The following is a 25067-nucleotide window of genomic DNA, read 5'->3' on the forward strand; positions in this document are numbered from 1 at the left end:
CTCCTGGGCGCGGGCGCTATGCGCGGAACTCGGCCACCAGCGGCTGGCCGGTCTCGCGCAGCTGGTAGCGCACCGTCACGGTCATGGTCGATTCTTCGCCGCGTACCTCGACGCCGTACACCTCGATCAGGTCGCCGAGCCACTGCTGCAGGGCGCCCTGCACCAGGAACTGCACGGCGGTGAGCGTCTCGTCGCTGCCGGCGCCGAACAGGTATTGGCGCAGGCCGGTGCCGAAGTCGGGGCGGTTGACGCGCTCGCCCGGCACGGTGAACAGCACCTGCTCGATCATGGCGCGGATGTGCGCCTCGCGGCCTGCCTGCGCGGTGCGGCCGGCGCGGTCGATCCGGTAGGGAAAGCCAACCTGCATCTCACATTCCTTTCACGCGCGTCTGGGTCATGGCGATCGTCAGCGGGGTGCCGGTGGGCACGCACAACGCCTGGCTGTCTTGCAGCAGCAGCGGCATGCCGTTGCTGCGCACCCGCAGCGCGCCCAGCAGCCACTGCGCGGTGACGCACGGGCCGTTGGCCACGGGCGGCGGCGGGAAGCTGCAGCCGGCCACGACGTACGGCGCGGCCTGGAACACCGTCGGCTGGCCCATCACCTTCACGCGCGGGTTCGGCACGGTGGGCTGCGCCGTGCCGCCGTGCGCGCACAAGACGATCGCGCCGACATGCAGGAGAAAGCCAGGCATAGATCGCTCCTCTACTACAACACCCAGAGACGGCTTGCCACGAATGCGCGAAAGCGCTTTTGTGTCGACGCGTCACATACGCGAGGCTCTTAGGACTTACGCACTTGCGCTGTTCGGCTTCCCGAAGTCGTGCATGGTGCCTGCGGCAGCATGGTACTTGTTCATCTTCTGTGTCCATTTTCCGCGCACAGCGCGGAAAATGGACACGATACGGAGCGTAGTACCGCTCTGCCGAAGGCTGAACGCGCCAACTGCGTAAGTCCTATCTCTTTGAGTCTTCGCGCCTTTGTGGCTAGATCACCTCCAGCGCGCCGTTGTTGATATTGACGCTGGCCGGCGACATGCTGACGCTTGACGCGCCGTTTTTCAGGTCGATCGAGGCGGCGGCCACCTCGGCCGAGGCCGCGCCGTTCTCGAGCTTCACGCTGTCGCCGACGGTCGCCTTGGCGGTGGCCTTGCTGAGCGTGATCGCGTCGGCGATCTCGACGGTGCAGGGCGTCTTTTTCAGCTCGGCTTTGTCGGGCGATACCGTCACGGTGACTTTGGCGTCGGCGCTGAGCAGAATGCCGGCCTTGTCGATCTCGATCTTCATGGTGCCGGCGTCGTCGGTCACGACCTTGATCGTCAGCTTTTGGGCCTTGTCGTCGAGCACCAGGCCGATCTTGTCGGTCTGGAATACTTTGCGGTCGCCGGCCGCGCCCTCGGTGGCGTCGGGCGGCGGGCCTTCGGCCTCGGTGGTGCCCCAGAAGCAGCCAGTCCAGATCGGCCGGCTCGGGTCGCCGGCCTCGAACTCGATCCAGACGTTGGCGCCGATGGGCGGCACGGCGAACCAGCCCAGCTTCGGCCCGGCGTAGGCCACGCACGGCTCAGCCCATGTCAGCTCGCCGTCAAGCACCGCCGGCACCGACGGCATGATCCGGCCGCGCTTGAGCGGGTCGTCGTTTTTCAGCACCTTGCCGCGATATTTGCCGTAGAACATCTCGACCCAACACCTTTCACATACACGAGCTACGCGCTGGCCCGCGTCATCATCGATTCTGCCTGCGGCAGCAAGGTACTGCCTTTCTTCATGTGCTCAGAAATTGTTTGAGAAGTAACCACCAAGACACGAAGACACCAAGATCATGTGTGCCGTGTTGGAGCTTTCTCAGCGTTATTACCGCTTGGTGCCTTGGTGCCTTGGTGGTACAACAGGCTTTTCAAACAGACTCTCAGATTTTGGCGCTTCGCGCCAAAATCTGAGCACATGAAACGAAAAGTACCGCCTTTGTGGCAATTGGAACATGGGCGCTTGCCACAAAGGCACAAAGATGCGAAGGCATTCTGAAGCCGGACATTCTTTGTGCCTTCGTGCCTTTGTGGCAATTTGAAAAGCCGGACGTTCTTTGTGTCTTCGTGCCTTTGTGGCAGTTTGATTGTGGCGATTTGAAAGTGCATCTAGCCCGCCTTGACTGTCTTCGTCAGCGTGCCGGGCCCCTCGCGCGAGAGCCGGAAGCGCTGGGTGTAGCGCTCGGGGGTGATCTCGTGCGTGACGCTGCGCACGTAGTAGTCGCCGTCGTAGGTTTCGCCGGCGCCGCGCACGCCCACGATCCCCGGCGCGAACAGCAGGTTGCCGTAGCGCGCGGTGTCGAGCAGGCCCTCGGCCACCACGGCTTCGTCGGCCGAGCGGTTAGCCATGGCGTGCGCCAGCGCGCCGGCCTCGGCGGCGCTGAAGGGCGCGTCGGCCACCCGGCGCTTGCGCACAAACGCCCCGCCGAGCGCCTGGGTTTTGGCCAGCGATGTGTCGGCGTCGCGCTTCAGCGCCTGGATCGGCACCGGCTCGGCTGCGTCGGGGTCGGCGTAGGCGCCGGTCAGCTGGCTGGCGGCCAGGCCGTCGTAGCTGAAGCGCAGCTCGGCCACGTTGGTGCCGGCGCCGGCGTTGCTGGTGATCGCGTCCTGCTCGGGCGCGGCCAGCTCCAGCGGCCCCCAGTAGGCGGTGCTCTGCTTGGGCGTCGGGCCGGGCTTCATGCAGAAGATGAAGCCGTTGGCGGCGGCGAGCTGGCGCAGGTGCTCGCGGTCGGTGGCGGCCTGGATGGGCGCGCGCTGATCCTCGGTGGGCGTGGTGGCGGCCTTGGGGTCGGAGGCCGCCGGCCTGACGCCGTACTTGGCGTACTCGCCGAGGATCGCCAGCGCGGCTTCTTTGGCGCCCTGGCCCGGCCGGCGCTTGGCTACGTGCTCCATGTCCATCAGCACGCTGATGTCCTTGCCAGTGACGATCAGCTCGGGCGAGTCGCCCACCGCCAGCTGCTGGTAGGTGATGATCCCGTCGAGCAGCACGCGCGGCCGGGCCTGCACCGTCACGCTAATCACCACGCGCTTGCCGGGCATCAGCAGCGGCGCGCTGAGCAGCGGGAAGTCTTCGCGCACCGCCCGCCCGCGCTCGGCGGCAAACGTCAGCTGGAAGCCCTGGTAGTCGCGCCCGCCGCCGGCCTGGCCCTGCATCACTTTCACGCCGGTGAGCGCGCCCAGCATGGCCGGCGGCGCCTTCTCGGGGGCCTGCGGCTCGCCGACGAGCAGGCCAACAATCACGGCTGGCAGCATCAGCGCGGCTCCTCGAACTGCGGCACCGGCACGCGCAGCAGCCGGCCGGGCTCGGCGGTCAGGTCGAACGGGTTGAGCGCGTTGTTCGCGTCGCAGATCTGCCAGAACTGCAGCGGGTCGCCCAGCGCGCGGTTGGCGATCAGGTCGAGCCGGTCGGCGATGCCGACGGCGGCCTCGCCAAGCAGCGGCATGCGCTCGCCCTGCGGCAGAAAGCGCCGGCGCCGGTAGGCGACCGGGCGGCCGTCGGGGCCGGTGTAGATCGCGCGCTCGGTGGCGCTGTAGCGGCTGTTCGGGTCGTCCATACGGGCTCCTTCGCTCAGCGCAGCTTGGCCGCAGCCTCGGCGCCGATGTACTTGGCGGCGTTGCCGGTGACGCCGCGCGAGGCCATCTGCTCTTTGTTCTTCTGGTAGGTCAGGAACAGCTTATAGCCCTTGTGGCTGGGGTCGAGATCCGAGTAGCTGAGCGCGCTCATTTTCAGCGTGAGGTCGGCGCGCAGCGGGTTGAGGTCGGCGTCGAACAGCTCCTCGGTGACGTCGACGCTGGTGAGCTGCACCGGCAGCACGCGGTTCGGGCCCCACACAAACAGCGTGAGCGGCGCGTCGTACACCCCGCCGCCGGTTTCGATCTGGCCCTGCTTGAGCAGGTTGTCGTTCTTGCTCACCTGCTCGCTGCGCGGGTAGAGCAGCACCTCGAGCGCAGCCAGCAGGTGGTGAATGCCGATATCGTCGGCGGCCGCGCCGGCGGCGAGCGCCGCGTCGATCGTCGCGTCGATGCGCACCTTCACCGTGAACGTCTCGTTGGGCGCGCCGGCGAAGCCCAGCGCCTCGGCGCGGCCGGCCTCGCGCTGGGCCGCGCGCGGCGTCAGGTTGCGCGAGAGCGACTCGGGGTTGTACTGGAATGGGATCGTCACCGGCGCAGCGCCCTGGTTGGCCAGGTCGATCGCCACCAGCGCGCCCTTCACCCAGCGCGGGGCAGTGAATTGGATGGGCATGGGCAGTGTCCTTCATACTTTATAGCGAAGACCCGACATAGGATCCTGTAGATTGACGCCGGAGCGCGTCGGGACGGCCGATTGCTCTACGCTCTGCGCTCGCTCTACGCTCAATATGCTCATTGATCTTCGGCTGCGTCTTTGTCTTTTTCGCCGAACAGAGCATAGTACATGGGCTTATTGTAATCACGAAGAAAATCAGCAGCATCGGCATTCTCTTCAATTCCTTGAAAAGACGCTTTGCTTTGCTCAAACAGGCTGTTTAAAATGTCGTCTAGCTCTTGAGACGCTGCTTGTTTGTTTTTGTCCACCTGGGCGTGAATCTCGATATCCAGAGCGAAACCTTGTTCAGATTCGCCGAAACGCCCAAGCTCCTGCAAGGTCATGTTCAACTTGCTCTTCAGTCCCTCCCAATCACACGACTCAACACCCCATAGTTCAGGGTCGAAAAATAGCAATTCATTGTTTTGATATGATGCCATCATTGAGTGGAATGCAGTACTTATTTCCATGACTAGTTTGGGAGGTATTGGTTTTGGTAACTTTTCAATCACCTCCTTAACCCGCTCAATTAAAACCTCAACATCTTCCGGCGACTTGATCAACCTGGTTGTTTGACCCAGTGAAATCGGTTCGCGCTGTGGTTTGGTGCCTGTTAGAGCGTCTCCGGAAAATGCCTCGGTAAATTTTCCATATTGCTTCTCCTCTAACTCTAATTCATTTTCTTGTTCGATCATATATTTCCAAGCTTCCTTTAATAAAAGCACCGCCTCATTTGCTCTTTCTTGCTTATCGCCACTTGCCCAATTAATTGTTTGGTTCAGGTGTTCGTTTAGGTTACTCAGCTCGTCCTCTGTAGAACCGCCCGATGGATGCCAGCTGACGATTGCATCCCAGAGCGCCTTTTCCCAAGCGGCATGTCTCTTGTAAATTTCGGTAAATCCATAGCAGAGCCCCTGGTCGTTATATAATTGCCGAGATATTTCTAGAGCTCTTTGCCCATCATTTTTAAGCTCGTGCCTGGCACTTCTCACCAGCTCCATGATCTCGGTCAGCTTGCGCATAACAACTTTTTGTCCACGGGGATGATCTTTGTCGCTTAAACTTTGATTTAAGTGCGTGAGTAGCTGCGCGCTTAGCTCTTTTGCACCTTGCGCTCCGATAAATGTGCCGTTTACATCTTTTATTTTTTGCTCAATCGAAAACCCATGAAAAATATGCTGGTTATGTTTTCTTAAAAACTCCTCGATTTTTTGCCATTCTTCGGCCTCGCGAACATTATCCTGGTCTTCGCCAATAGAGGGGTATCGCTGTACTTTTTTGCCAGATAGGCTATTGCCAGATATGCGTGCTGGCATCGTCTTCTGCTGAGGCCGGTGCGGCGAACTAGCTCCCTGCTGCAGCACGTGCGTCAGCTCGTGGGCCAGTAGCGCCTGCCCGCCGCTGCTGCCCGGGCGGTACTCGCCCTGGCGGAAGTAGATGTCCTGGCCGGTGGTGAAGGCGCGCGCGCTGAGGTTCTGGCTGATCTGGTCGGCCTCGGCGTCGGCGTGGATGCGCACGCCTGCGAAGCTGGCGCGGAAGCGCGGCTCCATGAACGCGCGGGTAGAATCCGGCAGCGGGCTGCCGCCGCCGCGCCGCGCCGCGATGCGCGCCTCGGCCGCCGCGCTGGCATCGAAGCTGCCCTCGGCTGTGCGCTGCGCGCCAGGCTTGGCGCGGATCGTGTCTTCGTCCTCGTCGGGCGTGAGCCGCTGGATATCCGGCTTGGCGCGGATCGTGTCCTCATCGTCCTCAGGCGTGACGCGCTGCACCTGGGCGTCGGTCAGGCGCATCACCTGCCCGGCGACGCGGTCGGCCTCGTCTTCGTACGGGTCGTGGGCGGCGCCGACGGCGAGCTTGGGCTGGATGGCGCCCTGCGGCGCCGCGGTGACGGCGATTGCGCCGAAGCTGTGGCTCGGCGCGGCTACGTCGGGCGCAGTGGCGGGCGCCGAGGCGCGGGCTGGCACGCCGATGTGCGCGGTAGGTGTGTGCGCTATGTGCTTGTGAAACTTCATCTATTTCCTGCTCTGTTCGCCGAGCAAAAGCCTCGCTAGAGGTCTTTATCTGTAATATACCTGTTGCCTTCGCCCTGTCTATTGGTTGAGTATGGGCGTAAGCGTTTTTGGATCTCGTTCTTTAGGTGCGCAAGACCTTGCTCAATTCCCTGCTTGTGGTTGGCAAATGAAGCTTCTGATGCATATATCGGGTGTTCAAAATCGATCGGCACCGCTCTGCCAATATTGCTTCCGACTACCACCAGAATACTCATGCCAACGTAGACCACATTTGTGGCCAGCAACCAGTTCTCGAAACTATCTAGATCTTGCTCTACTCCTCGCAGGGCAGACGTGCTTGCATGATCGAGAACTCTTTTTAATTCAACCAAGTTATCGCCCGTCCATGCCACTTTCCATTGATCCTCGTCACGATAGCCCCGTTCACTCGATCCACTTTTATAATCCATAAATTCATGTCTGATCATTTTAGCTGTAAGCTCGGGTTCCGCCACGCCGTGGCGTATCTGATCGTCCTTGTCGGCTGTTGACGTTCCCATCTTTAAGTCGCGCATTTGTGGATCAGCTATTCCAGAGGTTACATTTGCCAAGATCATAAACCCTTTGCCGCCCCTGGCCATTGGCTCGGCCATTTTTGTAATCTTTTCATCCTGCTTTGGCGAGATTATCTCATTGTGAGCCTGTAGAAATGCACGTGCGTCGTCGGCGGTGTAAAAAGGCCCGCCAAATTTGGGCGCAGTCGATGGAACCCTTCTATTTGTATATTGCTCAATCTCTGTTTTATCGGCCCGCTTCACAATCCAGTTTCCCACCACACACAGATCTTCCTCGTGGCCTGCCATCTGGATTGCGGCCGATATTCCTTGCTGAATGTGCGGCCCTTCTTTGCGCATAGGTCGTGCTTGCGCGGGTAAACTGTGCATCTTGGCTCCCATACTCTCCGCCTCCTGCTCTAGCGCGCGATCGTCGTTGATCGCCACGCCCCTCAGGTGCTGCGTCGGCTGCACGCGGCCCTGCTTCTGCTGCACGACATGCCAGGCCTCGTGAGGCAGGTGCTTTTCCTGGCCTGGGCCGACATAGATATCGCTCGCCTGGGTGTAGGCCAGCGCATCGACGCTGGCGGGCATGCCAGAGTTGTAGTGCACCTTGACATCGTCGAGCGGCACGCCCGAGAGGCTTTCGGCGCCGTCTTTCAGCGCATCGGGCAGGCCAGTGTTGTTCGTAGGCGCCTCCTGCCGCTGCGCCACCTGGCTGCCCTCGTCTTCGTACGGGTCGTGGGCGGCGCCGACGGCGAGCTTGGGCTGCATGGCGCCCTGCGGCGCGGCGGTGACCGCGACCGCGCCGAAGCTGTGGCTCGGCGCGGCTACGTCGGGCGCACTGGCGGGCGCCGAGGCGGGGGCTGGCACGCCATTGCTCGGCACCGGCCTGTGCTGGCTGCCCTTTTTGCTGTGCATGTGCGTCTTCATCAGCCCTCTCTCGCAACAAGCTGGCCTATTTCGACACATCCATGGCCGAGCCTTCGGAGTTCGACGACGACATGTCGCCAAACAGAGGAACCGGAGGCAAGGTCGGCCGTGGCTGGAGCTGCGGCGTCCATACCAGGTCGCGATCCAGCCGGTCGTAGATCGCGCCCCTGACCGGGTCGAAGCTCTGGGATCCCCACGCCGGTCTGCTCTCCTGCCCGTCTCTGACGAGCCCGTTTGGCGCCTTCCAGCTTATGATGATTCTCACGCCAACGCGATCGTGATGCGCCACTGTCCAGAACACAAACAGCGGATGCTGCTGATCCGCCATCTTCGACAGCTCGAGAATCTGGTGCTCGTACGGGATCATATGCGAGTTTGTGCTGGAGGTGCCGGCGACAAGATTCGTCGCGTTTGTCTTGCCGCCCAGCCGCGCTCCGCGAATGTGCAGCCACTCCCAGTCGGTGGCGCCGGCGTTTGGCGCCTGCATGCCCATCGCGTACGCGGCGGCGTTGAGGCCACGCATTGCCGCGACCTGCCCCGCGTCGCGGCTCATGCCCCTGGCCTCGCCGACAAATCTCTGCTCTTGGAGCTGTTGAAGCGCAGGGAGCTGGCGATTAACCTCGATCGCGCGCTGGCGCATATGGTGCAGCTGCTGCTCGCCGACCCCCGACTGTGCCACGCTCTGGCCGCTGAAGATAAACTTGCTCCTGTCATCGGGAGACTCTGTGTCAACTCCTGTGCGCTCTTGCGGGGTTCGTATATAGACGTAGCCCGTACCCGTCGTGGCGCGCTGATCGTATGAGGTGGGCAGCCCTTGCTGTGCTCGCCCAAGGTTGTCCATCCTCTGGTCGAGCTGGCGGGCCCTGAGCGTGCTTTCGTCGACGGGCAGCGGCCGCACATTCGGGTGCTGCTGCGGCTCAAATCCCTGGGGCGGCGCCCCGCTGTGATAGAGCACCCCTGTCGCGGGCGGGAAGCGAAAGTTCATCTTGCCGATCTCACCCTGCGGCGCCGGCTCCTTCTTCAGCATGAACGAGCTGAGATTCTCCTCGGCCTGCCGCAGCATCTCCCGATCGTATTCGCTGTGGGGTTGCCACAGACTGGGAGTGCCGGCGCCAAACATGTTGGCGATGCAGTACCAGTTGCCTTCCGTTACCTCAAAAAGCAGGTCTGCTTCGTTTTTGCCGCCAATGTCCACAAAGCGCCCTCCCCAGCGATAGCGTTTTGTATCCGGAGGCGCCTGGTCGTTCTCGACCCAGACATATTCGAAGCTGTCCTCCCGCTCAGGCTCGGCCAAGCGGAACTTGCGCTGAATGACCGGGCCGCTGTGCTCTGTCAGCTGGTGCCGCTGGGCTAGCTGCACCGTAGGTTCCGCTTCAGGCTGCTCGATCGTTCGCACGACGCCGACCGCGCCGAAGTGGTGCCTCAGCCCGGCGGCGCTCTCAAGCTGCGGCGCTTCCTGCACAGGTGCAGGCACGGCCGGCGCGGCCTCGCGCGCGGCGCCCCGCCTGCGGGCTTCTCCGGCTTTCACGCGGCCCTTCATCGCGTACCTCGCTCTAGTGGCTCGCCCGGCGCGCCAGCCACGCTGGCGTAGATCGACTCGGCCACGCGCGCGCCGATCGCGTCGGGGCGCAGGCCGCGCGGCACGCGCACCTCCGGCAGCGCGACGCTGATCGCCCCGTCGTTGGCGGCAAGCTCGGGCGGCAGGCCGCGCTCGGCGAGCAGGCGGCCAAGCTCGCGCTCAACCGCTGCGGCAACTGCGTGGCGGTCGGTGTCGAGGCCGTGCAGGATGATGCTGTCGATCGATAGGTTGATGTTCATTGCGCTTGCGCTCTGGCTGGTGGGGCTGCGCCCCAGGCTTTTGCTTCCTTGGCAGGTGTGTGTGGGGCTGCGCGCCCCACGCCTGTGGGTTAGGTTCTTCTTCGTATGTGTGGGGCTGCGCGCCCCACGCCTGCGTATGTGTGGGGCGGCGCGCCCCACGCCTGCGTATGTGTGGGGCGGCGCGCCCCACGCCCGCGGTCAGGGGCCGGCCGCGGCCCCTAACGACCCCCGGCCGGGGCTTCGCCCCTGGACCCCTGATCTGATGCTGTTCCCGCTATGGCGCCGGTGGCGCATGCCTCGTGGCTATAACCACGGCGTCTGGCAATTCTCCACGGAGCGCATTACGATGGTTGATTGCCCCCCGCTCTCCGCTCAAACGCTCCCCCACTCAAACGCTCAAACGCTCAAACGCTCCCCGGTGATCCAGCCTTTTGTCTCGGCGTCGGTGAGCGCGCGCTCGAGCTTGGCGTACTCGCGGCGTGCGGCGCGCAGCAGGTGGGCCATGCCCACCGGCTCGCCCGCGTCGGCGGCCAGGAACGCCGCGCCCAGCGCGATGTTGCGGATGTTGCCGCCGGCGACATTCAGACGCGCCAGCTTCTCAGCCTCCAGCCCGGCGGTCGGCGTGGCGGCCGGGAAGGCGCGCCGCCAGATCGCCGCGCGCTGCGCCGCGTCGGGGAATGGGAACTGCACCACGAAGCGGATGCGCCGCAGAAACGCGCTGTCAAGCGCATCTTTCAGGTTGGTCGTCAGGATCGCCAGGCCACGGTAGGCCTCCATGCGCTGCAGGAGGTAGCTCACCTCGACGTTGGCGTGGCGGTCGTGGCTGTCTCGCACCTCGGAGCGCTTGCCAAACAGCGCGTCGGCCTCGTCGAACAGCAGGATCGCCCCGCAGCCCTCGGCCGCGTCGAACACCCGCCGCAGGTTTTTCTCGGTCTCGCCGATGTACTTGCTCACCACCTGGCTCAGGTCGATCCGGTACAGGTCGAGCCGCAGCTCGTTCGCCAGCACCTCGGCGGCCATGGTTTTGCCGGTGCCGCTGGCGCCCGCGAACAGCGCGGCTACGCCCAGGCCGCGCGCGCTCTTCGCGCCGAAGCCCCAGCCCTCGTACACCAGCGTGCGGTTGCGCACGTGCAGCGCGATCTCGCGCAGCAGCTCGCGCTGCGCCTCGGGCAGCACCAGGTCGTCCCACGTCGCCACCGCCTCGATCCGCTGCGCCAGGTCGTCGAGCTTGGGGCGCGTGTGGCGGCGGCATGCGTCCCACAGCGCCTGGCCGAGGTCGTCTGCGCCCAGCGCCTCGATGCTGGCGTGCTGAATGGCGCGCGCGCCCATGCTAAACTGGCCCACCAGCAGGTCGAGCTGGCCATTCAGGCGCTCGGCGGCGGGGCCAAGCGCGATCCGCCAGCAGCGCCGCTGCTCGTCGGCCGCCGGCCGGTGGAGTTCGAGCACCACCGCGCGCTGCGATGTGGCGATGCGGTCGCGGCAGGCAATCGCCAGCGCGCCGCCGGCCCGCTCGGCCATGCGGCCGACCGCGCGCACGCGCGCTGTGTCGCTCTGCTCGATCTCGTCGCACTCGATCAGCAGCGCGCAGCCGCCGAGCAAGGCATCGCGCCGCCACAGCCGCGCCAGCGCGTCGATCTCGCCGGGGCTCGCCGGCAGCGCGTCGGCCGGCAGCGCGTACAGCTCAAGCCCCAGCGCGGCGCATGCAGCCGCCGCCACCACGCGCTTGTCGGCGGCGTCGCCGCCGCACAGCTGCACCAGCGGCGTGTCGCTGCCGGCCATCGACCACGCGGCGGCGATGCGCGCGGCCAGGTCGTGCTGCGAGGGCAGCAGCTCGCCCGGCGCGGGCACGGCGTCGGCAAACCCGGCCAGCTGCTCGTCGATGTGCTGGACGCCGGCAAGAAAATGCAGCACGCGCTCGCTGATCCGCAGCGGCCGGGCGGTGAGCGAGTAGCCCGGCTCGAGCTCGATCAGGCGCCAGTGCCGCAATGCCCCGGCCGCGGTAAGGGCATCCCAGTGCGCGCCGGGCAGCGCCGCCAGCGCCAGGCTAAAGGTCGGGTAGCAGCGCCGCGCGTCGCCCTGCACCTCGCCGCACAGCGCCGCAAAGCCGCCGTCGAACTCGACGCCAGCGCATAGCAGCAGCACGTCGCGCTCGAATGGCGAAAGCCCGAACGCGTGCCGCAGCTGCTCCAGCGCCGGCGCCGGCGCCATTGCCTCGGCGATGGCGTCCGCAGCGCTCCACGGGTCGCCGCCCGGCTCGGCGCTGGCTGCGCCCGCCGGCGCAAGCTGCCGGCGCAGCCCCTCGGCGAGCGCGGCCAGCCCGGCTATGATGTAGCGCTGGTTGTCGGTGTACCACGCGCGAGGCATTGCTGCCGTCATGGGTTTTTCGCTTTCTTTTTTACAACAGCACCTCGCCAGTCGCCGCGCAACCAGCCTTACGGAACCACCACGCTCTGTGCCGGGTCGAAGCGCGGCGGCGTGGTGGAGCGATCCACCAGCAGGCTGTCGACGCCGTCGACGCGCAGGCGCGCCAGGTAGCTCCCCTGCGGCAGCTCTTCGGCGCGGAATGTGAGCCGGCTGGTTTTCTGGCCGAATGCTTCGGCCTGCAGCTCGCGCTCGCCCAGCAGCAGCGCGGCGGCCTGGCCCGGCCAGATCGCCGGGCTGCACTCGACCAGCACCTCCACGCCGCTGGGCGTGCGGCTGGCGCTGATCGCGTCGATGTGTGGCGCCAGCGTAACGGCGAGCGCGTTGCTGGTCTGGATCGAGCCGTCGGCCTGGGTCACTGCCACGCTGACGGCATACACCCCGGCCTGCCACGCGTCGCTCGCGCCGGCGAGCTGCACCTGCAGGCTGTTCGCGCTGGCCTCGGCGCGCGGCGCAAGCACCAGTGGCGCCGGCAGGCGGCGGTTGGCGAAGCGCACTGCCACCGATGCGCCGTCGAGGTGGAAGCCGGCCAGCGTCAGCAGCTCGCCAAGGCAGATCGCCGGCTGCTGGTGGGGCGGCACCGCCGCCGTCAGCGTCGCGAACGGCGGGATGATGCCCTCCTGCACGCCCGGCCCGCGATCATTCGCGCCGCGCGTCAGCACCGGCAGCGGCGCGCGCACCGGCCGGCTGCTCTCGATCAGCACCACCGACACCTCGTAGGCCGCGCTTGGCCGGTAGCGCGATTGAAACGCCGACCAGAGCTTGGAAAGCTCTTCGGTGTTGAGGTGCGCTGGGCTGATCTTGATCTGCTCGAGCTGATCGGCCAGGCCGGTGGCCGAAAAATCGTCGTTGGCGCGCTCGGCGTGCGCCAGGAGGATGCGGTTGATCTCGTCGCGCGGCAGGATCGGCGTCTCGTGCAGCAGCTGCATGGCGTAGCCGAGGATCATTTCGGCGTGGAAGTTCTGCGAGCCGTAGGCCGTCAGCAGGTAGTGCAGATCGAGCGCGAGCGGCGGGTTTGCCATGCGGCGCCCGCTTGCGTCGCGGGCGGGCGGGCCGGCACTGCGCCAGGCCGGGTTCAGCGTCGCCTGGTACATGAATAGATTGATCTGGCCGGGTTTGCCCATGCCGGTGTCGACCAGGTCGGGCGCGAGCGCGCTGACCTTGGGATTGCCCAGGCTGCGCGGCAGCGGCTGCTCGGCCAACCAGCCGCTGAGCAGGTCGGCTAACACCGCAGTGACGCCCGCTATGGCCAGCGCGCTGCTCATAGTTCCTCCGCCCCGCCGCGCAGGTAGGCGTCGAGCGCGATGCCGGATGCCGGCCGGGCGGGCCGGCGCGGCGGCGCGGGTGGCGGATCGATCGCGCGCACTTCGACGCGGCCGATCGATACGTGAATCGTCGGCGCTGGCGGTGCTGCCTCGTGGCGCGCGGGGGCGGGAGTTGGCGCGGCCGGCTGGATGCTGGCGGGCTCGGCGGCCTGGCCGCGCGGCTGCGCGTTTGCCCGAGCGATTGCCGTGCTCGTCGCCGCCGCATGAGTGGCGAAAGATATGCCGGCGGCGGCCCGTTCGCCCGGCGCGGCGGGTTTGGGGGCTGTGGCCGCCGCAAGCCCCGCCGCCGATGCCCAAGGCTGCGCTTGTTTGGCTGCGGGCGCTGGCGCGATTGGCGCATTCAACCAAGCAGCTGTGGTTTGTGTGCTTTCAGCGGCAGCACGCGCAGGCGCGGGCGCGATTGGCGCAGGTATCTCAGGTTCCGCTAGCGATGCGCGCTCGGTGCGTAGGTTTGTGGTCTTGCCCTGTTCACCTGGCGTATCACCCAAGGTAAAAGGCATGTCGCTCGGCCCTGGGCGCTTGGTCAACAAAGGTTCGCTGTCTTTCCTTGTCATGGTGAGCGCGGCGACACCGCTTGCTGCTTCGGCACTGAGATGCTTCACTTCGTTCGGCATGACCGGGACGTTCGAGGCGTCAGGGTTGAGCGCAGCGACACCGCTCGCCGCTTGAGCATCGAGATGCTTCACGTCGTTCAGCATGACAGGGATGTTCAGTGGGGCAGGGTTGAGCGCGGTGACACCGCTCGCTGCTTCGGCGTCGAGATGCTTCACGCCGTTCAGCATGACAGGGACGTTCGAGGCGGCAGGGTTGAGCGCGGTGACACCGCTCGCCGCTTGAGCATCGAGATGCTTCACTTCGTTCAGCATGACAGGGATGTTCGAGGCGTCAGGGTTGAGCGCAGCGACACCGCTCGCTGCATCAGCATCGAGATGCTTCACGTCGTTCAGCATGACATGGATGTTCAGTGGGGCAGAAACGACGAGATCACTTTGTTGCCTGGGCACTAGCTCACTCGATCCGCTTGCCGGGGTGGTCGGGCTTAGGTAGTTGGTCAACAAAGGTTCTCTGTCTTTCCTTGCGGGCGGCAACTCACGCGGCACGGGCGGCAACTCACTCGGCGCGAGCGGCAAGTCACTCGGCGCGGGCGGCAAGTCACGCGGCGCGGGCGGCAGGTTACTCGGCGTGAGCGGCAACTCACTCGGCGCGAGCGGCAACTCACTCGGCGCGGGCGGCAGGTCACTCGGCGCGGGCGGCAACTCACTCGGCGCGGCGAGACGCATCTCGCGCAGCGTAGCAAGCCCCCACAGCGCCGGCTCGCCAAGCGCCACCAGGGACGGCAGCGCCAGGTCGGGCAGCTCGCGCTCGCGCGCCGCCGGCAGATCGTCGCCGGCCAGCGGCGGCGGCGCGCCAAAGCGCGAGCCGACATTGGGCCGCACCTGTGGCGGCGCGCCGCCGGCCGCGTGTGCCAGATTGCTGAACACGTCGCTCATTAATTAGCCCGTCATTTCGAGGTACATCTGCCGGCGCGCGGCGCTCATCGCCAGGATCTCGGCCTCGCCCCAGCCGTAGGCGCGCGCCAGCGTCGCCACGTCGCCCATCAGCCGCCGCGCAATCCCGTCCAGCTCGGTCCAGAAAAACGTGCCAATATCGAACAGCGCCGACCAGCGGTGCCCGCAGGCGCTGCATGTCAGGCGCAGCCGCGTCTCGGCCTGCGGGTCGTGCTGCTCGACAGCCTCGGCCAGCGCGGCGACCAGCGCATCGGGCAGGCTGGCCGGGGCGAGCGGCTGCCCGCCGTACTCGGCCGCCAGCACGCAGCGCGCGATCAGCAGCGCGCGCCCAGCATCGGCCGCGCCAAGCCCGGCCACCGCCGCAAGGTCGCGGCTGGTAGGCAGCCGGAAGCGCAGCCGGTAGCCGGCGTGGTCGAGCGTGTGCTCCAGCGCGGCCGGCTCGTCGTCGCTGAGCGCGGCGACTGGCACCGTGAACTCAAGCGCCGCGCCGCATGCCGCGCAGCTCGCCAGGCTGCGCAGCTGCGGGCCGAGCGCCTGCTCGCGCAGCGCCAGCAGCCGGCCGTTGCGCTGGCCGACCGTCAGGTCGGCCAGCGCGTCGTAGCTCAGATCCGGGCAGGCCAGCGCCAGCAGCGCCAGCGCCCGGTCGACCGGGTGCTTATCCTGGCCCCAGTCCCACGCCCGCACAATGTCGCGCGCGCTCAGCTTCATCCGCCGTACTCCGTCGGCTCCTTCACGTCGGCGTCGCGCACCCAGCCCTCGTTTTCGAGCTTGATCTTCTGGATGGCCACGCTGGTGGCGCTATTGGCGTCGAGGTCGGGCAGCGCGGTATACTCCGACACCCAGCAGCGGAACACGTTATACGCCAGCACCTTCTGGTCGGCCTCGTTGTACAGCTCGATCGTGATATCCTTGCGGAACTTCTTCAGCGCCACCTCGGTGCCCTTGGCCTCGCCGAAGCTGCCGACGCCGTTCTTCTTCTCCCACACCAGGTTGGCCCAGTTCTCGAACTCGGGGTCGTGCGTCACGCCGCGCTCGAGCGTAATCGCGTCGTACTCGGTCAGGCCCGGCGAGGTGTACTGAATGCCCGGCGAGCCGCCCTCGCGGTGCTTCACCGGCGTGGTCTTGCGCGTGAGGCCGCTTACCTTGCTGATGCCGGCCACATACTTGCCATCCCACTTCACGCGGAAGCGGTAGGCTTTGTATGGGTCGAAGCGATCGGTATTGACCTCGAACTCAGGCTTGGGCATAGGAGTGCTCCTTTAGGTGCTGCGCGCCGGGTGCTAGGCGCCGCCCTGGTTGGTGATCTGCTTGATCGAGATAATCACGAACTCGGCGGGCTTCAGCGGCGCGAAGCCGACGATCACGTTCACGATCCCGCGGTCGATGTCGGTCTGGGTGGTGGTGCTGGCGTCGCAGCGCACGAAGTAGGCATCGGCCGGCGACTTGCCCTGGAACGCGCCCTGGCGGAACAGGCCGTTCATGAAGTTGCCGATGTTCAGCCGCAGCGACGACCAGAGCGGCTCGTCGTTCGGCTCAAACACGGCCCACTGGGTGTTGCGGTACAGTGTCTCTTCGATCCACAGCGCCATGCGCCGCACCGGGATGTACTTCCACTGGTTCGCCAGCCGGTCGTCGCCGACGGTGGTGCGCGCGCCCCAGACCACCGGGCCGGCGGCGGGCATTACGCGCAGGCAGTTGATGCCCAGCGGGTTAAGCACGCCGTTGGCGTTATCGTCGATCGCCACCGCAAAGCCCTCGACGCCGTTGAGCGTGGCCTCGAGGCCGGCGGCGGCCTTCCACACGCCGCGCCGGAAGTCGGTGCGCGCCATCACGCCGGCCACTGCGCCGCACGGCACAAAGTTCTCGGTCTGGTTGTCGCGCAGCGGGTTGCGCTTGCGGATACGCGGGAAGAAGATCGCCGCGTTGGCCGAGGGCGCCACGCCGGAGATTGGCAGCTTGGCATCCTGGTACTTCGTCCACTCGGCCGGCGGGTCGACGATCAGCATGGCGCGGCGCTTCTCGCAGTAGGCCACCGCTTCGGCCAGCACGTCGCTGGAAACGCTGTCGCTGCTGTCGTAGGGCGGGATGCACAGCATATTGAACAGGTCGGCCTGGTCGAGCGCCCGGATGCCGCGGGTGATGGCCTGGTCGTCGCTGTCGACCGGCGCGCCTTCGGGCGGGTCGTCTCTGTCGGTGCCCAGTATCACCGGTATCGTCAGCGCCTCGCCGTCGTTGGCGGCGTCGGCGGCGGCCACCAAGCTGCCGGTGGAGCTGTCGTCCCACCACTTGAGCTTGCCGCTGGGCAGGCTGCTGGCGGCGTACAGCGCCGGGGCGTCTGGGGGATCGCCGGTTGCCACCACCAGGCTCGACTGCTGGCCGAGCACCTTGTGCAGCTGGCGCTGCCCCGGCCCAAACGTGACGTTCGGGTACACCTCTTCGTCGCCGGTGCGGGTGTCGCGCACGGTCAGGGTGAACAGCTCGCCCGGCAGCACGTCGTACTGCGCGGCAAGCTGGTCGCGCACGTCGTCGTCGACTTTGGTGATGCGCGCGGCCAGGCGGTTGCCCCACGCGCCGGGGCTGCGCGCCCGCAGGCTTATGGTTTTCGTGCTGGTGGCCTGCGCGCTGATTGCGCCTTGGGCGGCCGTGAGCACGTCGGCGGGGCTGGCGTTGCCCTTCCCGGCAGCGTCTTTCACTGCCTTCACCACCGCGCCGACGGTGGCCAGGCGCGCGGTGGCGTCATCGATCGCCTGTTTTGCCGACGCGATCTTGCCCGCCGCGTCGGCGCTGTCGGCCGCAGCTTTGGCGGCATCTGTCGCAAGTTTGAGTGCGGCCTGGGCCGCTGGTTTTTTGTTCGCATCGTCGCCGGCAGCCGTCAGAGCTTCCTGAGCTGTTGCCTGCCTCTGAACGGCGGCGGTGCTATCGTCGGCGGGGCTGGCGCTCAGAGTATCAAGCACGGCCTGGGCGGTGGCCACAGCCTCGGTGGCGTCGGCCAGCGCTTGTGTCTGGGCAGCGGTCGCTCCGCTGCCGGCGGCATCGACGGCTTGTTGCTTGGTCTGCAATTCGCCTTTGGCAGCTTCCAGGGCTGCGCTAGCGTCGGTTTTGAGCTTATTGAAGGCGGTTTGCTGTGTGGTTACGGCGGCGGTCAAGGCCGGAGCGGGCGGGTTTGCGCCGGCGTCTTTGGTAGCCTGGGCGAGCGCCTTGCTTGCGTTGGCCAGAGCCAGCGCGGCGCCGGCTTTGTCGGCGCTGGCTTTGGCTAGCGCCGCCTCGCGTTTCGCGAGCGCCAGGGCCTTGCTCTGCTCTGGTGTGACGTTTGCAGCAGCGGCTGTGACGGCTTGCTGCGCCGCCTGCTGGGCTGCGTCGGCGGCGGCCTTGATGGCGTCGGCGGCATCTTTCGCCCGCTTGGCCGCGTCGGCGGCTGCAGTCTTGGCCTCGAGGTCGCTGTCGAGGGCAGCGGCCTTGGCCTTGGTAGCCAGCGCGAGCGCCTCGTCGGCGGCGGCGGCCAGCGAAGTCACAGTGGGGCGCTCGCGCAGCGAGTGGTACAGCGTCACCGCGTCGGCCGGCGGCGTTGTGGCACTGAACGCGCTGAGCGTGGCGCGCGGATTGCCGCTGGCGCTCGGGTTGAACACGCGCACAATGATCGCCTTGCTGCCGCCGTTGAGGAAGAAATCGCGCACCGCGAAGCCGAGCTTGCTCTCGATCCACAGGCCGCCGAACTGCTGCTCGAACTCCTCGAAGCTAAAGATCGTGGCCGGCTGGTTCACCGGCCCGCGCAGCGCCCGGCCGAGAAACGCGGTGGTGGCTGTATCGACGGGCACGATCGTGCGCACGTCGCTCGCAAGCTCCTGGATGTAGACGCCTGGGTACGTCGGCGTGACCGGCATGGCATGTTCTCCTTACGACAGATTATGGCCATATGGAGCGGCCGAGCCACTGGCGGATCCGCCAGCGCAGCGGCGGGCGCACCCCAAGATCCCGCAGGTACAGCCCAATGAAATTGTCGATCTGGCGCAGGCTTGTGACGTAGCAGCGCTCGCCGCCGCCCACGTGCGTCACGTGGCCGCGCCAGGCCGCACGCTGGCCCTCGACGCGCCAGACCCGCACGACAAACGCGTGGACACCGGGCTCGATCTCGCCAGAAGAGTCGGTGGGCGCGTCGCCCATAGCGGCGTCTCCACGGCGCGTGCGCGGCAGCACTGCCCGCGCCGGATAGGTTAGAAGCAGGCTGAAGGGCCGGGCTATGCCGGTGCGATCGTGTCGCGCCGGCGCGCGTGCCAAGCGTGTGGCGGCAAGCCTAGCATGCCGGCGTCTGCCGGAGCGTCTGCTGGGGCGTCTGCTGGGGCGTCTGCTGGGGCGTTCGGGGGCTACGCGCCCCCGTTGCCCGCTCTGCGCCTGAGGGTTTTCGGGGGCTACGCGCCCCCCGTTCTCCTGCGAGCGCTGCGGGGCTACGCGCCCCCAGCCCGCGGCAGAGGGCGGCCGCCTCGCCCTCTGCACTCCCGCGCTGGGGCGTTGCCCCAGACCCCACAAAAGAATGCCGTCGTGTGTACAATCGTTGGTGGCGCATGCCTTGTGGCACAGAATGAGGTGCGGCTTTGCCCTGAGGTATGAGCGTCTGACGTTGCCGCTGGCACGGCCTTTCCGTAGGGCGCGCATCGTGCGCGCCTCGTGCTTGCCTCTATGAGGGCATTCGGGGGCTACGCGCCAGACCCCACAGTGGCGCGGATACGGGTGCGGGTTTGCCCTGGAGGCATGAGCGCCTGACGTTGCCGCTGGCACGGGCTTTCCCGTAGGCGCGCATCGTGCGCGCGCCGTGCTTGCCCCCGTGAGGGCATTCGGGGCTACGCGCCAGACCCCACAGTGGCGCGGATACGGCTGCGGGTTTGCCTTTGAGGCATAAGCATCTGACGTTGCCGCTGGCACGGGCTTTCCTGTAGGCGCGCATCGTGCGCGCCTCGTGCTTGCCTCTATGAGGGCATTCGGGGCTACGCGCCAGACCCCACAGTGGTGCGGATGGCCGCGGCTTTGCCTTTGAGGCATAAGCATCTGACGTTGCCGCTGGTACGGGCTTTCCCGTAGGGCGCGCATCGTGCGCGCCTCGTGCTTGCCTATGCGGGCATTCGGGGCTACGCACCAGACCCCACAGTGGCACAGAATGAGGTGCGGGTTTGCCTTGAGGCATAAGCATCTGACGTTGCCGCTGGCACGGGCTTTCCCGTAGGGCGCGCATCGTGCGCGCCTCGTGCTTGCCTCTATGAGAGCTTTCGGGGGCTACGCGCCAGACCCCACAGTGGCGCGGGCACGGGTGCGGGTTTGCCTTTGAGGCATAAGCATCTGACGTTGCCGCTGGCACGGGCTTTCCCGTAGGGCGCGCATCGTGCGCGCCTCGTGCTTGCCTCTATGAGAGCTTTCGGGGGCTATGCGCCAGACCCCACAGTGGCGCGGATACGGCTGCGGGTTTGCCCTGAGGCATGAGCGTCTGACGTTGATGGAACAATGCGCTCCAACGCTCTCCGCCCCAACGCTCCCCCGCTCTCTCGCTCCGCTGTGGGTGGGGGCTACGGGCCGCAGAGCGATCGCTTGATCTGCTCGACATCGTTCTGCAGCTGAGCGATCGACCCGCGCAGGCTGGCCAGGTCGGAGAGCAGCGCCGTCAGGGTGTCGCGGTCGGGGGGGGCTGCCGCGGGCGCGGCCGGCGCCGGGCCGAGCTCGCCGGCGCGGATACGCTGGTACAGCGCCAGCGTCTGCTCGGTGGGGCGCACGCCGAACTCGCGCGCCAGCGCGGCGGCGCACTGCTCGAACTGGCGCAGCGCCATGCTGCGGTCGCCGGCGAGGGCGTACAGCTGCATCAGCTGGCAGTGGGTGCGCTCGTGGGTGTAGTCGCTGCGCAGCAGCCGCATGCCATAGGCGATCCCCTGGCCGAGCTGGCCGCGCGCCAGGCAGTACTCGATCAGGCGATCGAGCAGCGCGAAGAACATCGACTCGTAGCGCTCGCGCTCGACCATGCACCAGCTTTGGTACCAGCCGCTCAGCAGTTCGCCCTGGTACAGTGCGGCGGCCTGCTGGGCCTGCTGGGCCTGCTGGGCGCTCAGCGCGGCGCCCGGCTGATCGCGCACGCCGGCGAAGGCGCGCTCGAACTGCGCGACGTCGACCTCGATCGCCGCGTCGGGGTGCACGCCAACCCACTCGTGCTCGACGCGCAGCAGCGCGGGGTGCGCCGCCTCGGCCGGCTCGAGCGCCTGCTGGAGCTGCCACAGGCACTGGCGCAGGTACTTCTTCGACTGCGCGGCCGGCGCGTCGGCCCACAGCTCGCAGGCGAGCGCCTCGCGGGTATGTGGCCGGCCGGGGCGCAGCAGCAGATAGCACAGCAGCTCCTCGGCCTTGGCCGGCAGCCGAGCGAGCGCCATCCCATTCCGGCGGATGTCCAGCTTTGCGAATAGCGTGATCTGAAGCGCTTGCACCATGGCCTCGCTTTCTCTGTCCGAAAGGAGGTCGTCCATCGGCCCGCCACCACGACGCTGCGATCGCGCGGAGGAATAGGTCGCTGTTTTTTTGGCACTGTTCGGGATGCGGGCGGGATAGTTTGGTGGTGTACGAGCAAGGCGCACTGTGGATGGGCATACCCGTCTATGTTGCTGTACTATAGCAACAACTCCGGTCCGGCACATCAGGAAAATTACGTATCTTGCGTGGCGCGCAGGCCTACGGCCATGGTACACTGGCTACTCGCCACCCTTGAGCCGCCCTGGAATGCGCCGCCGCCGGCGCAATAGCACGGCAGTGCGGTATACTGATGGCCAGGATGCATTCTTCCAGGAGCACCGATGACACAGGATACACAGGGCGCTGCGCTGCGGGTGCGGCTGCTCGGCGGCTTTGCGGTCGCGGTGGATGGCCGCAGCATTGATGCCGGCGAGCTGCGCCTGCGCGCGGCCCGGCAGCTGATCAAGCTGCTGGCGCTTGCCCCCGGCTACCAGCTGCATCGCGAGCAGGTGCTGGCGGCGCTCTGGCCCGACCAACCGCCGCGCGCGGCTGTCAATAGCCTGAACCAGGCGCTGTACGCCGCCCGCCGCGCGCTGAGCGTGGCGGGCGAGCCGCGCGCGCCGTTCCTGGCGCTGCGCGACCTGCAGCTGCGCCTGGGCGAGCCGGGGCTGGTGTGGGCCGACGCGCCAGCGTTCGAGGTGGCCGCCCGCCGCGCTCGCCAGGAGCGCGACATCGGCGGGGCGCTGGCCGCGCTCGACCTGTACAGCGGCGAACTGCTGCCCGACGACCCGTACGAGGCCTGGCTCGACGTGCGCCGCTCGGATCTGCGGCAGGCGTTTCGCGCGCTCGCGCTCGACCTGGCGCAGTGGGCCGAGCAGCCCGCCGAGCGCGAGCGCGCCCGCGCGGCGCTGCAGCAGGCGCTGGCCGGCGACCCGGCCGACGAAGAGCTGCACCGCGCGCTGATGCGCCTGGCCGCCCAGGCCGGCGACCGCGCGGCGGCGCTCAGCCAGTACGCGCTGCTCGAGCGGACGCTGCGCAGCGACCTTGCGCTCGAGCCCGACCCGCAGAGCCAGCAGCTGCGCCGCGATATTCTCGGCGGCGAGATCGCGCCTGCCGCGCCCGCGCCGCAGCCTGGGCCGCGGCCACAGCTGCCCGTGGTGCTCACGCGCTTTATCGGCCGCGCGCGCGAGGTGGCCGAGCTGCGCGAGCTGCTGAGCGGCACCCGGCTGCTCACGATCGCCGGCGCCGGCGGCAGCGGCAAAACCCGCCTGGCGCTCGAGGTCGCGCGCGCCGAGATGCCGGCCTACCCTGCGGGCGCGTGCTTCGTGGCGCTGGCGGCGCTGGCCGACCCGGCGCTGATCGACCAGGAGCTGGCGCGCGCGCTGGGCGTGCGCGAGGGCCAGGGCGCGCCGCTGCGCGACCAGCTGGCCGGCTACCTGGCCACGCGCCGGCTGCTGCTGGTGCTCGACAACTGCGAGCACCTGATCGACGCATGCGCGCGGCTGGCCGAGGCGCTGCTGCCGCGCTGCCCCTGGTTGCGCATCCTGGCCACCAGCCGCGAGCCGCTGCGCATCGCCGGCGAGGTCGCCTGGCTCACCCCGGCGCTTTCGCTGCCCGACCCGCGCCAGCCCACGCCCAGCCGCGCCGAGCTGGCGCAGTACGAAGGGCCGCAGCTGTTCCTCGACCGCGCGGCGGCGGCGTGGGCGCAGTTCGCGCTGCGCGACGACGAGATCCCCGCGCTGGTGCGCATCTGCGCCGGGCTCGACGGCCTGCCGCTGGCGATCGAGCTTGCCGCCGCGCGCGTGCCCGCGCTCAGCGTCGGACAGATTGCCGCGCGCCTCGACGATCGCTTCCAGCTGCTGCGCGGCGGCAGCCGCACCGCGCTCTCGCGCCAGCAGACGCTGCGCGCCGCGATCGACTGGAGCTACGACCTGCTGGCCGACCCCGAGCGCGTGCTGTTCCGCCGCCTGGCGGTATTTGCCGGCGGCTGGACGCTGGATGCGGCCGAGGTGGTGTGCGCCGACGCGCGGCTGGCGCGCGGCGAGATCCTGCCGCTGCTGGCCCGGCTCGTCGATAAGTCGCTGGTGGTGGCGCGCGACGCCGACGGCGGACGGCGCTACACCATGCTCGAAACCATGCGCCAGTACGCGCTTGAGCAGCTCGACGCGGCCGGCGAGGCCGCCGCGCTGCGCGAGCGCCACCAGGCATGGTGCCTCGACCTGGCTACTCAGGGCGAGGCCGAGCTGACCGGGCCGCGCCAGGTGCTCTGGCTGAACCGGCTGGCCGCCGAGCTCGATAACCTGCGCGCCGCGCTGCTGTGGCCCGGCATGGCCGGCGCCGGCGTGCCGTGGCTGCAGCTGGCCTACCGTCTGTACTGGTTCTGGTATCTGCACAGCGCCGTCGGCGAGGGCCGGGCGGCGTTCGAGCGCGCCCTGGCGCAAACCTCCGCCGGCGAGGCGAGCTGGGCGCGCGGCGTAGCCCTGCTGGGCGCCGGCTCGATGGCGCTGTACCAGGGCGAGCTGCGCGTCGCGCGCGCGCGCCTTGAGGCCAGCCTGTCGATCCTGCGCGCGCTCGACGATCGCTTCAGCCAGGCGCTGGCGCCGTTTATGGCTGGCACGGTGGCGCTGAACCAGGGCGACTACGCCGCAGCCCAGGCGCTGCTCGAAGAAAGCCTGCCGCGCTTCGAGGCGCTCGGCCACCGCCAGGGCGTGGCGACCGCCCGGCTGCACCTGGGCGACGTGGCGCTCGGCCGCGACGAGCCCGGCGCGGCCGAGGCGTGCTACCGCGACTGCCTGGCGATTCACCGCGCCGACACCGGCAGCACCTGGGGGATCGCGCAGGCGCTCAACAACCTCGGCGAAGTCGCGCGCTACCGTGGCGACCTGGCGCGCGCCGCCGCGCACTACCACGAGGCGCTGGAGCTGTTTCGCCAGCTCGCCACCCAGGCCGATGTCGCGCGCGCGCTGCACAACCTGGCGGCGCTGGCGCTGGCCCAGGGCGACGCACGCGCCGCCGAGGCCGGCTTTCACGAGAGCATGGCGCTGTTCCGCACCTGGGGCAACTGCCGCGGCATCGCCGAGTGCCTGGCCGGGCTGGCGCAGGCGCGGCTCGCACAGGCCACCGGCGACGACGAACGGCGCTGGTCGGCCGCGCTGCTGGGCTTCGCCGAGGCGTACTTCGCCGCCGTGGGCGCGGCCATGTGGCCGCCCGACCGGCTGGCCTTCGCGCGCGCGCGGGCCGCGCTGGCGCAGCCCTACGGCGATGCCTGGGCGCGCGGCCAGCGCCTGACGATCGAGCAAGCCGCCGCGCTGGCCGCCTTCGCCCCAGATTCAACCGCGCCGGTGGGCTTGCTATAACACTAAATTTGGCTGAACACCTGCTTTATGCCGGGGTTCGGGGGCAGCGAAGCTGCCCCCAAATAGCTTATTGTCAGGAGTTACGCGGTGCGCGTCTTTGCCTTCGGCAGAGCGGAACCGCGTTACATGCCAGATATGCGGTTTTTCCGCGCTGCGCGCGGAAAAACCGCGCCAACATCTCCGCACAAAAGCAAGCGAAGTACCATGCTGCCGCAGGCAGAAGGAGCCGATATCGCAGGCGATCGCGTAAGTTCTGTTATTGTGTTGCACGACGTGGCGAAGCCACGTTGTGCAACACAATCGATAAGCGATCAAGCGAACAGCGTATAATACCGCAGGGTTCAATTTCCGGAAGTTTGGGTTCAACCAGGCCTACGCACAC

Annotated in this window: 19 protein-coding genes; 1 reads left to right on the forward strand and 18 read right to left on the reverse strand. The window is 67.4% G+C overall.

From position 1 onward, the window contains the following. Positions 1–16: 16 nt before the first annotated feature. The 18 genes from U0177_RS15820 to U0177_RS15905 form a co-directional block, all read right to left on the reverse strand. Positions 17–367: a GPW/gp25 family protein gene (locus U0177_RS15820; protein WP_409571616.1), complete on the reverse strand. Its 351-nt coding sequence runs from the start codon at positions 365–367 to the stop codon at positions 17–19. A 1-nt stretch (position 368) separates the two neighbouring features. After that, positions 369–692, reverse strand: a complete 324-nt coding sequence (locus tag U0177_RS15825) for a hypothetical protein (protein ID WP_409571617.1) — start codon at positions 690–692, stop codon at positions 369–371. 292 nt (positions 693–984) lie between these two features. Beyond that, positions 985–1671: a phage baseplate assembly protein V gene (locus U0177_RS15830; protein WP_409571618.1), complete on the reverse strand. Its 687-nt coding sequence runs from the start codon at positions 1669–1671 to the stop codon at positions 985–987. A 458-nt stretch (positions 1672–2129) separates the two neighbouring features. Beyond that, positions 2130–3272, reverse strand: a complete 1143-nt coding sequence (locus tag U0177_RS15835) for a hypothetical protein (RefSeq protein WP_409571619.1) — start codon at positions 3270–3272, stop codon at positions 2130–2132. After that, positions 3272–3574 carry a hypothetical protein gene (locus U0177_RS15840; RefSeq protein WP_409571620.1) on the reverse strand — a complete coding sequence of 101 codons (303 nt, stop codon included), beginning with the start codon at positions 3572–3574 and terminating at the stop codon, positions 3272–3274. Before U0177_RS15840 ends, U0177_RS15835 begins: the two co-directional genes overlap by 1 nt. Before the next feature lie 14 nt (positions 3575–3588). Then, positions 3589–4263 carry a hypothetical protein gene (locus tag U0177_RS15845; protein ID WP_409571621.1) on the reverse strand — a complete coding sequence of 225 codons (675 nt, stop codon included), beginning with the start codon at positions 4261–4263 and terminating at the stop codon, positions 3589–3591. A 119-nt stretch (positions 4264–4382) separates the two neighbouring features. Further along, complete coding sequence (locus U0177_RS15850; protein WP_409571622.1) at positions 4383–6314, reverse strand: DUF4157 domain-containing protein; 1932 nt, start codon at positions 6312–6314, stop codon at positions 4383–4385. Between the two features lie 35 nt (positions 6315–6349). Then, positions 6350–7780 (reverse strand): DUF4157 domain-containing protein, encoded by a 1431-nt coding sequence (locus tag U0177_RS15855; protein ID WP_409571623.1) that lies wholly within the window; start codon positions 7778–7780, stop codon positions 6350–6352. A 25-nt stretch (positions 7781–7805) separates the two neighbouring features. Further along, complete coding sequence (locus U0177_RS15860) at positions 7806–9320, reverse strand: hypothetical protein (RefSeq protein ID WP_409571624.1); 1515 nt, start codon at positions 9318–9320, stop codon at positions 7806–7808. Further along, entirely contained in the window at positions 9317–9598 is a 282-nt protein-coding gene (locus U0177_RS15865; RefSeq protein ID WP_409571625.1) for a hypothetical protein, read from the reverse strand. The genes U0177_RS15860 and U0177_RS15865 overlap by 4 nt, the downstream gene beginning before the upstream one ends. 396 nt (positions 9599–9994) lie before the next feature. Then, complete coding sequence (locus tag U0177_RS15870) at positions 9995–11974, reverse strand: AAA family ATPase (RefSeq protein ID WP_409571626.1); 1980 nt, start codon at positions 11972–11974, stop codon at positions 9995–9997. A gap of 56 nt (positions 11975–12030) precedes the next feature. Then, positions 12031–13284, reverse strand: a complete 1254-nt coding sequence (locus U0177_RS15875) for a DUF4255 domain-containing protein (RefSeq protein WP_409571627.1) — start codon at positions 13282–13284, stop codon at positions 12031–12033. Beyond that, positions 13281–14834, reverse strand: a complete 1554-nt coding sequence (locus U0177_RS15880; protein WP_409571628.1) for a hypothetical protein — start codon at positions 14832–14834, stop codon at positions 13281–13283. The genes U0177_RS15875 and U0177_RS15880 overlap by 4 nt, the downstream gene beginning before the upstream one ends. Before the next feature lie 3 nt (positions 14835–14837). Continuing rightward, complete coding sequence (locus U0177_RS15885) at positions 14838–15560, reverse strand: phage baseplate protein (protein ID WP_409571629.1); 723 nt, start codon at positions 15558–15560, stop codon at positions 14838–14840. After that, the gene (locus U0177_RS15890; protein WP_409571630.1) at positions 15557–16099 is read right to left on the reverse strand and encodes a phage tail protein; all 543 of its coding nucleotides are present in this window, start codon (positions 16097–16099) and stop codon (positions 15557–15559) included. The genes U0177_RS15885 and U0177_RS15890 overlap by 4 nt, the downstream gene beginning before the upstream one ends. 33 nt (positions 16100–16132) lie before the next feature. Beyond that, the gene (locus tag U0177_RS15895) at positions 16133–18733 is read right to left on the reverse strand and encodes a phage tail sheath C-terminal domain-containing protein (protein ID WP_409571631.1); all 2601 of its coding nucleotides are present in this window, start codon (positions 18731–18733) and stop codon (positions 16133–16135) included. A gap of 22 nt (positions 18734–18755) precedes the next feature. Beyond that, positions 18756–19013, reverse strand: coding sequence for a hypothetical protein (locus U0177_RS15900; protein WP_409571632.1), 258 nt, complete (start codon positions 19011–19013; stop codon positions 18756–18758). A gap of 1391 nt (positions 19014–20404) precedes the next feature. Next, positions 20405–21310, reverse strand: a complete 906-nt coding sequence (locus U0177_RS15905) for a BTAD domain-containing putative transcriptional regulator (protein WP_409571633.1) — start codon at positions 21308–21310, stop codon at positions 20405–20407. Positions 21311–21670: 360 nt separating this feature from the next. Here U0177_RS15905 and U0177_RS15910 point away from each other — a divergent pair, with 360 nt between their 5' ends. Beyond that, positions 21671–24685 carry a tetratricopeptide repeat protein gene (locus U0177_RS15910; protein ID WP_409571634.1) on the forward strand — a complete coding sequence of 1005 codons (3015 nt, stop codon included), beginning with the start codon at positions 21671–21673 and terminating at the stop codon, positions 24683–24685. Positions 24686–25067 lie beyond the last annotated feature (382 nt).

Source organism: Kouleothrix sp. (genome assembly GCF_046328425.1).
Lineage (GTDB): Bacteria > Chloroflexota > Chloroflexia > Chloroflexales > Roseiflexaceae > Kouleothrix.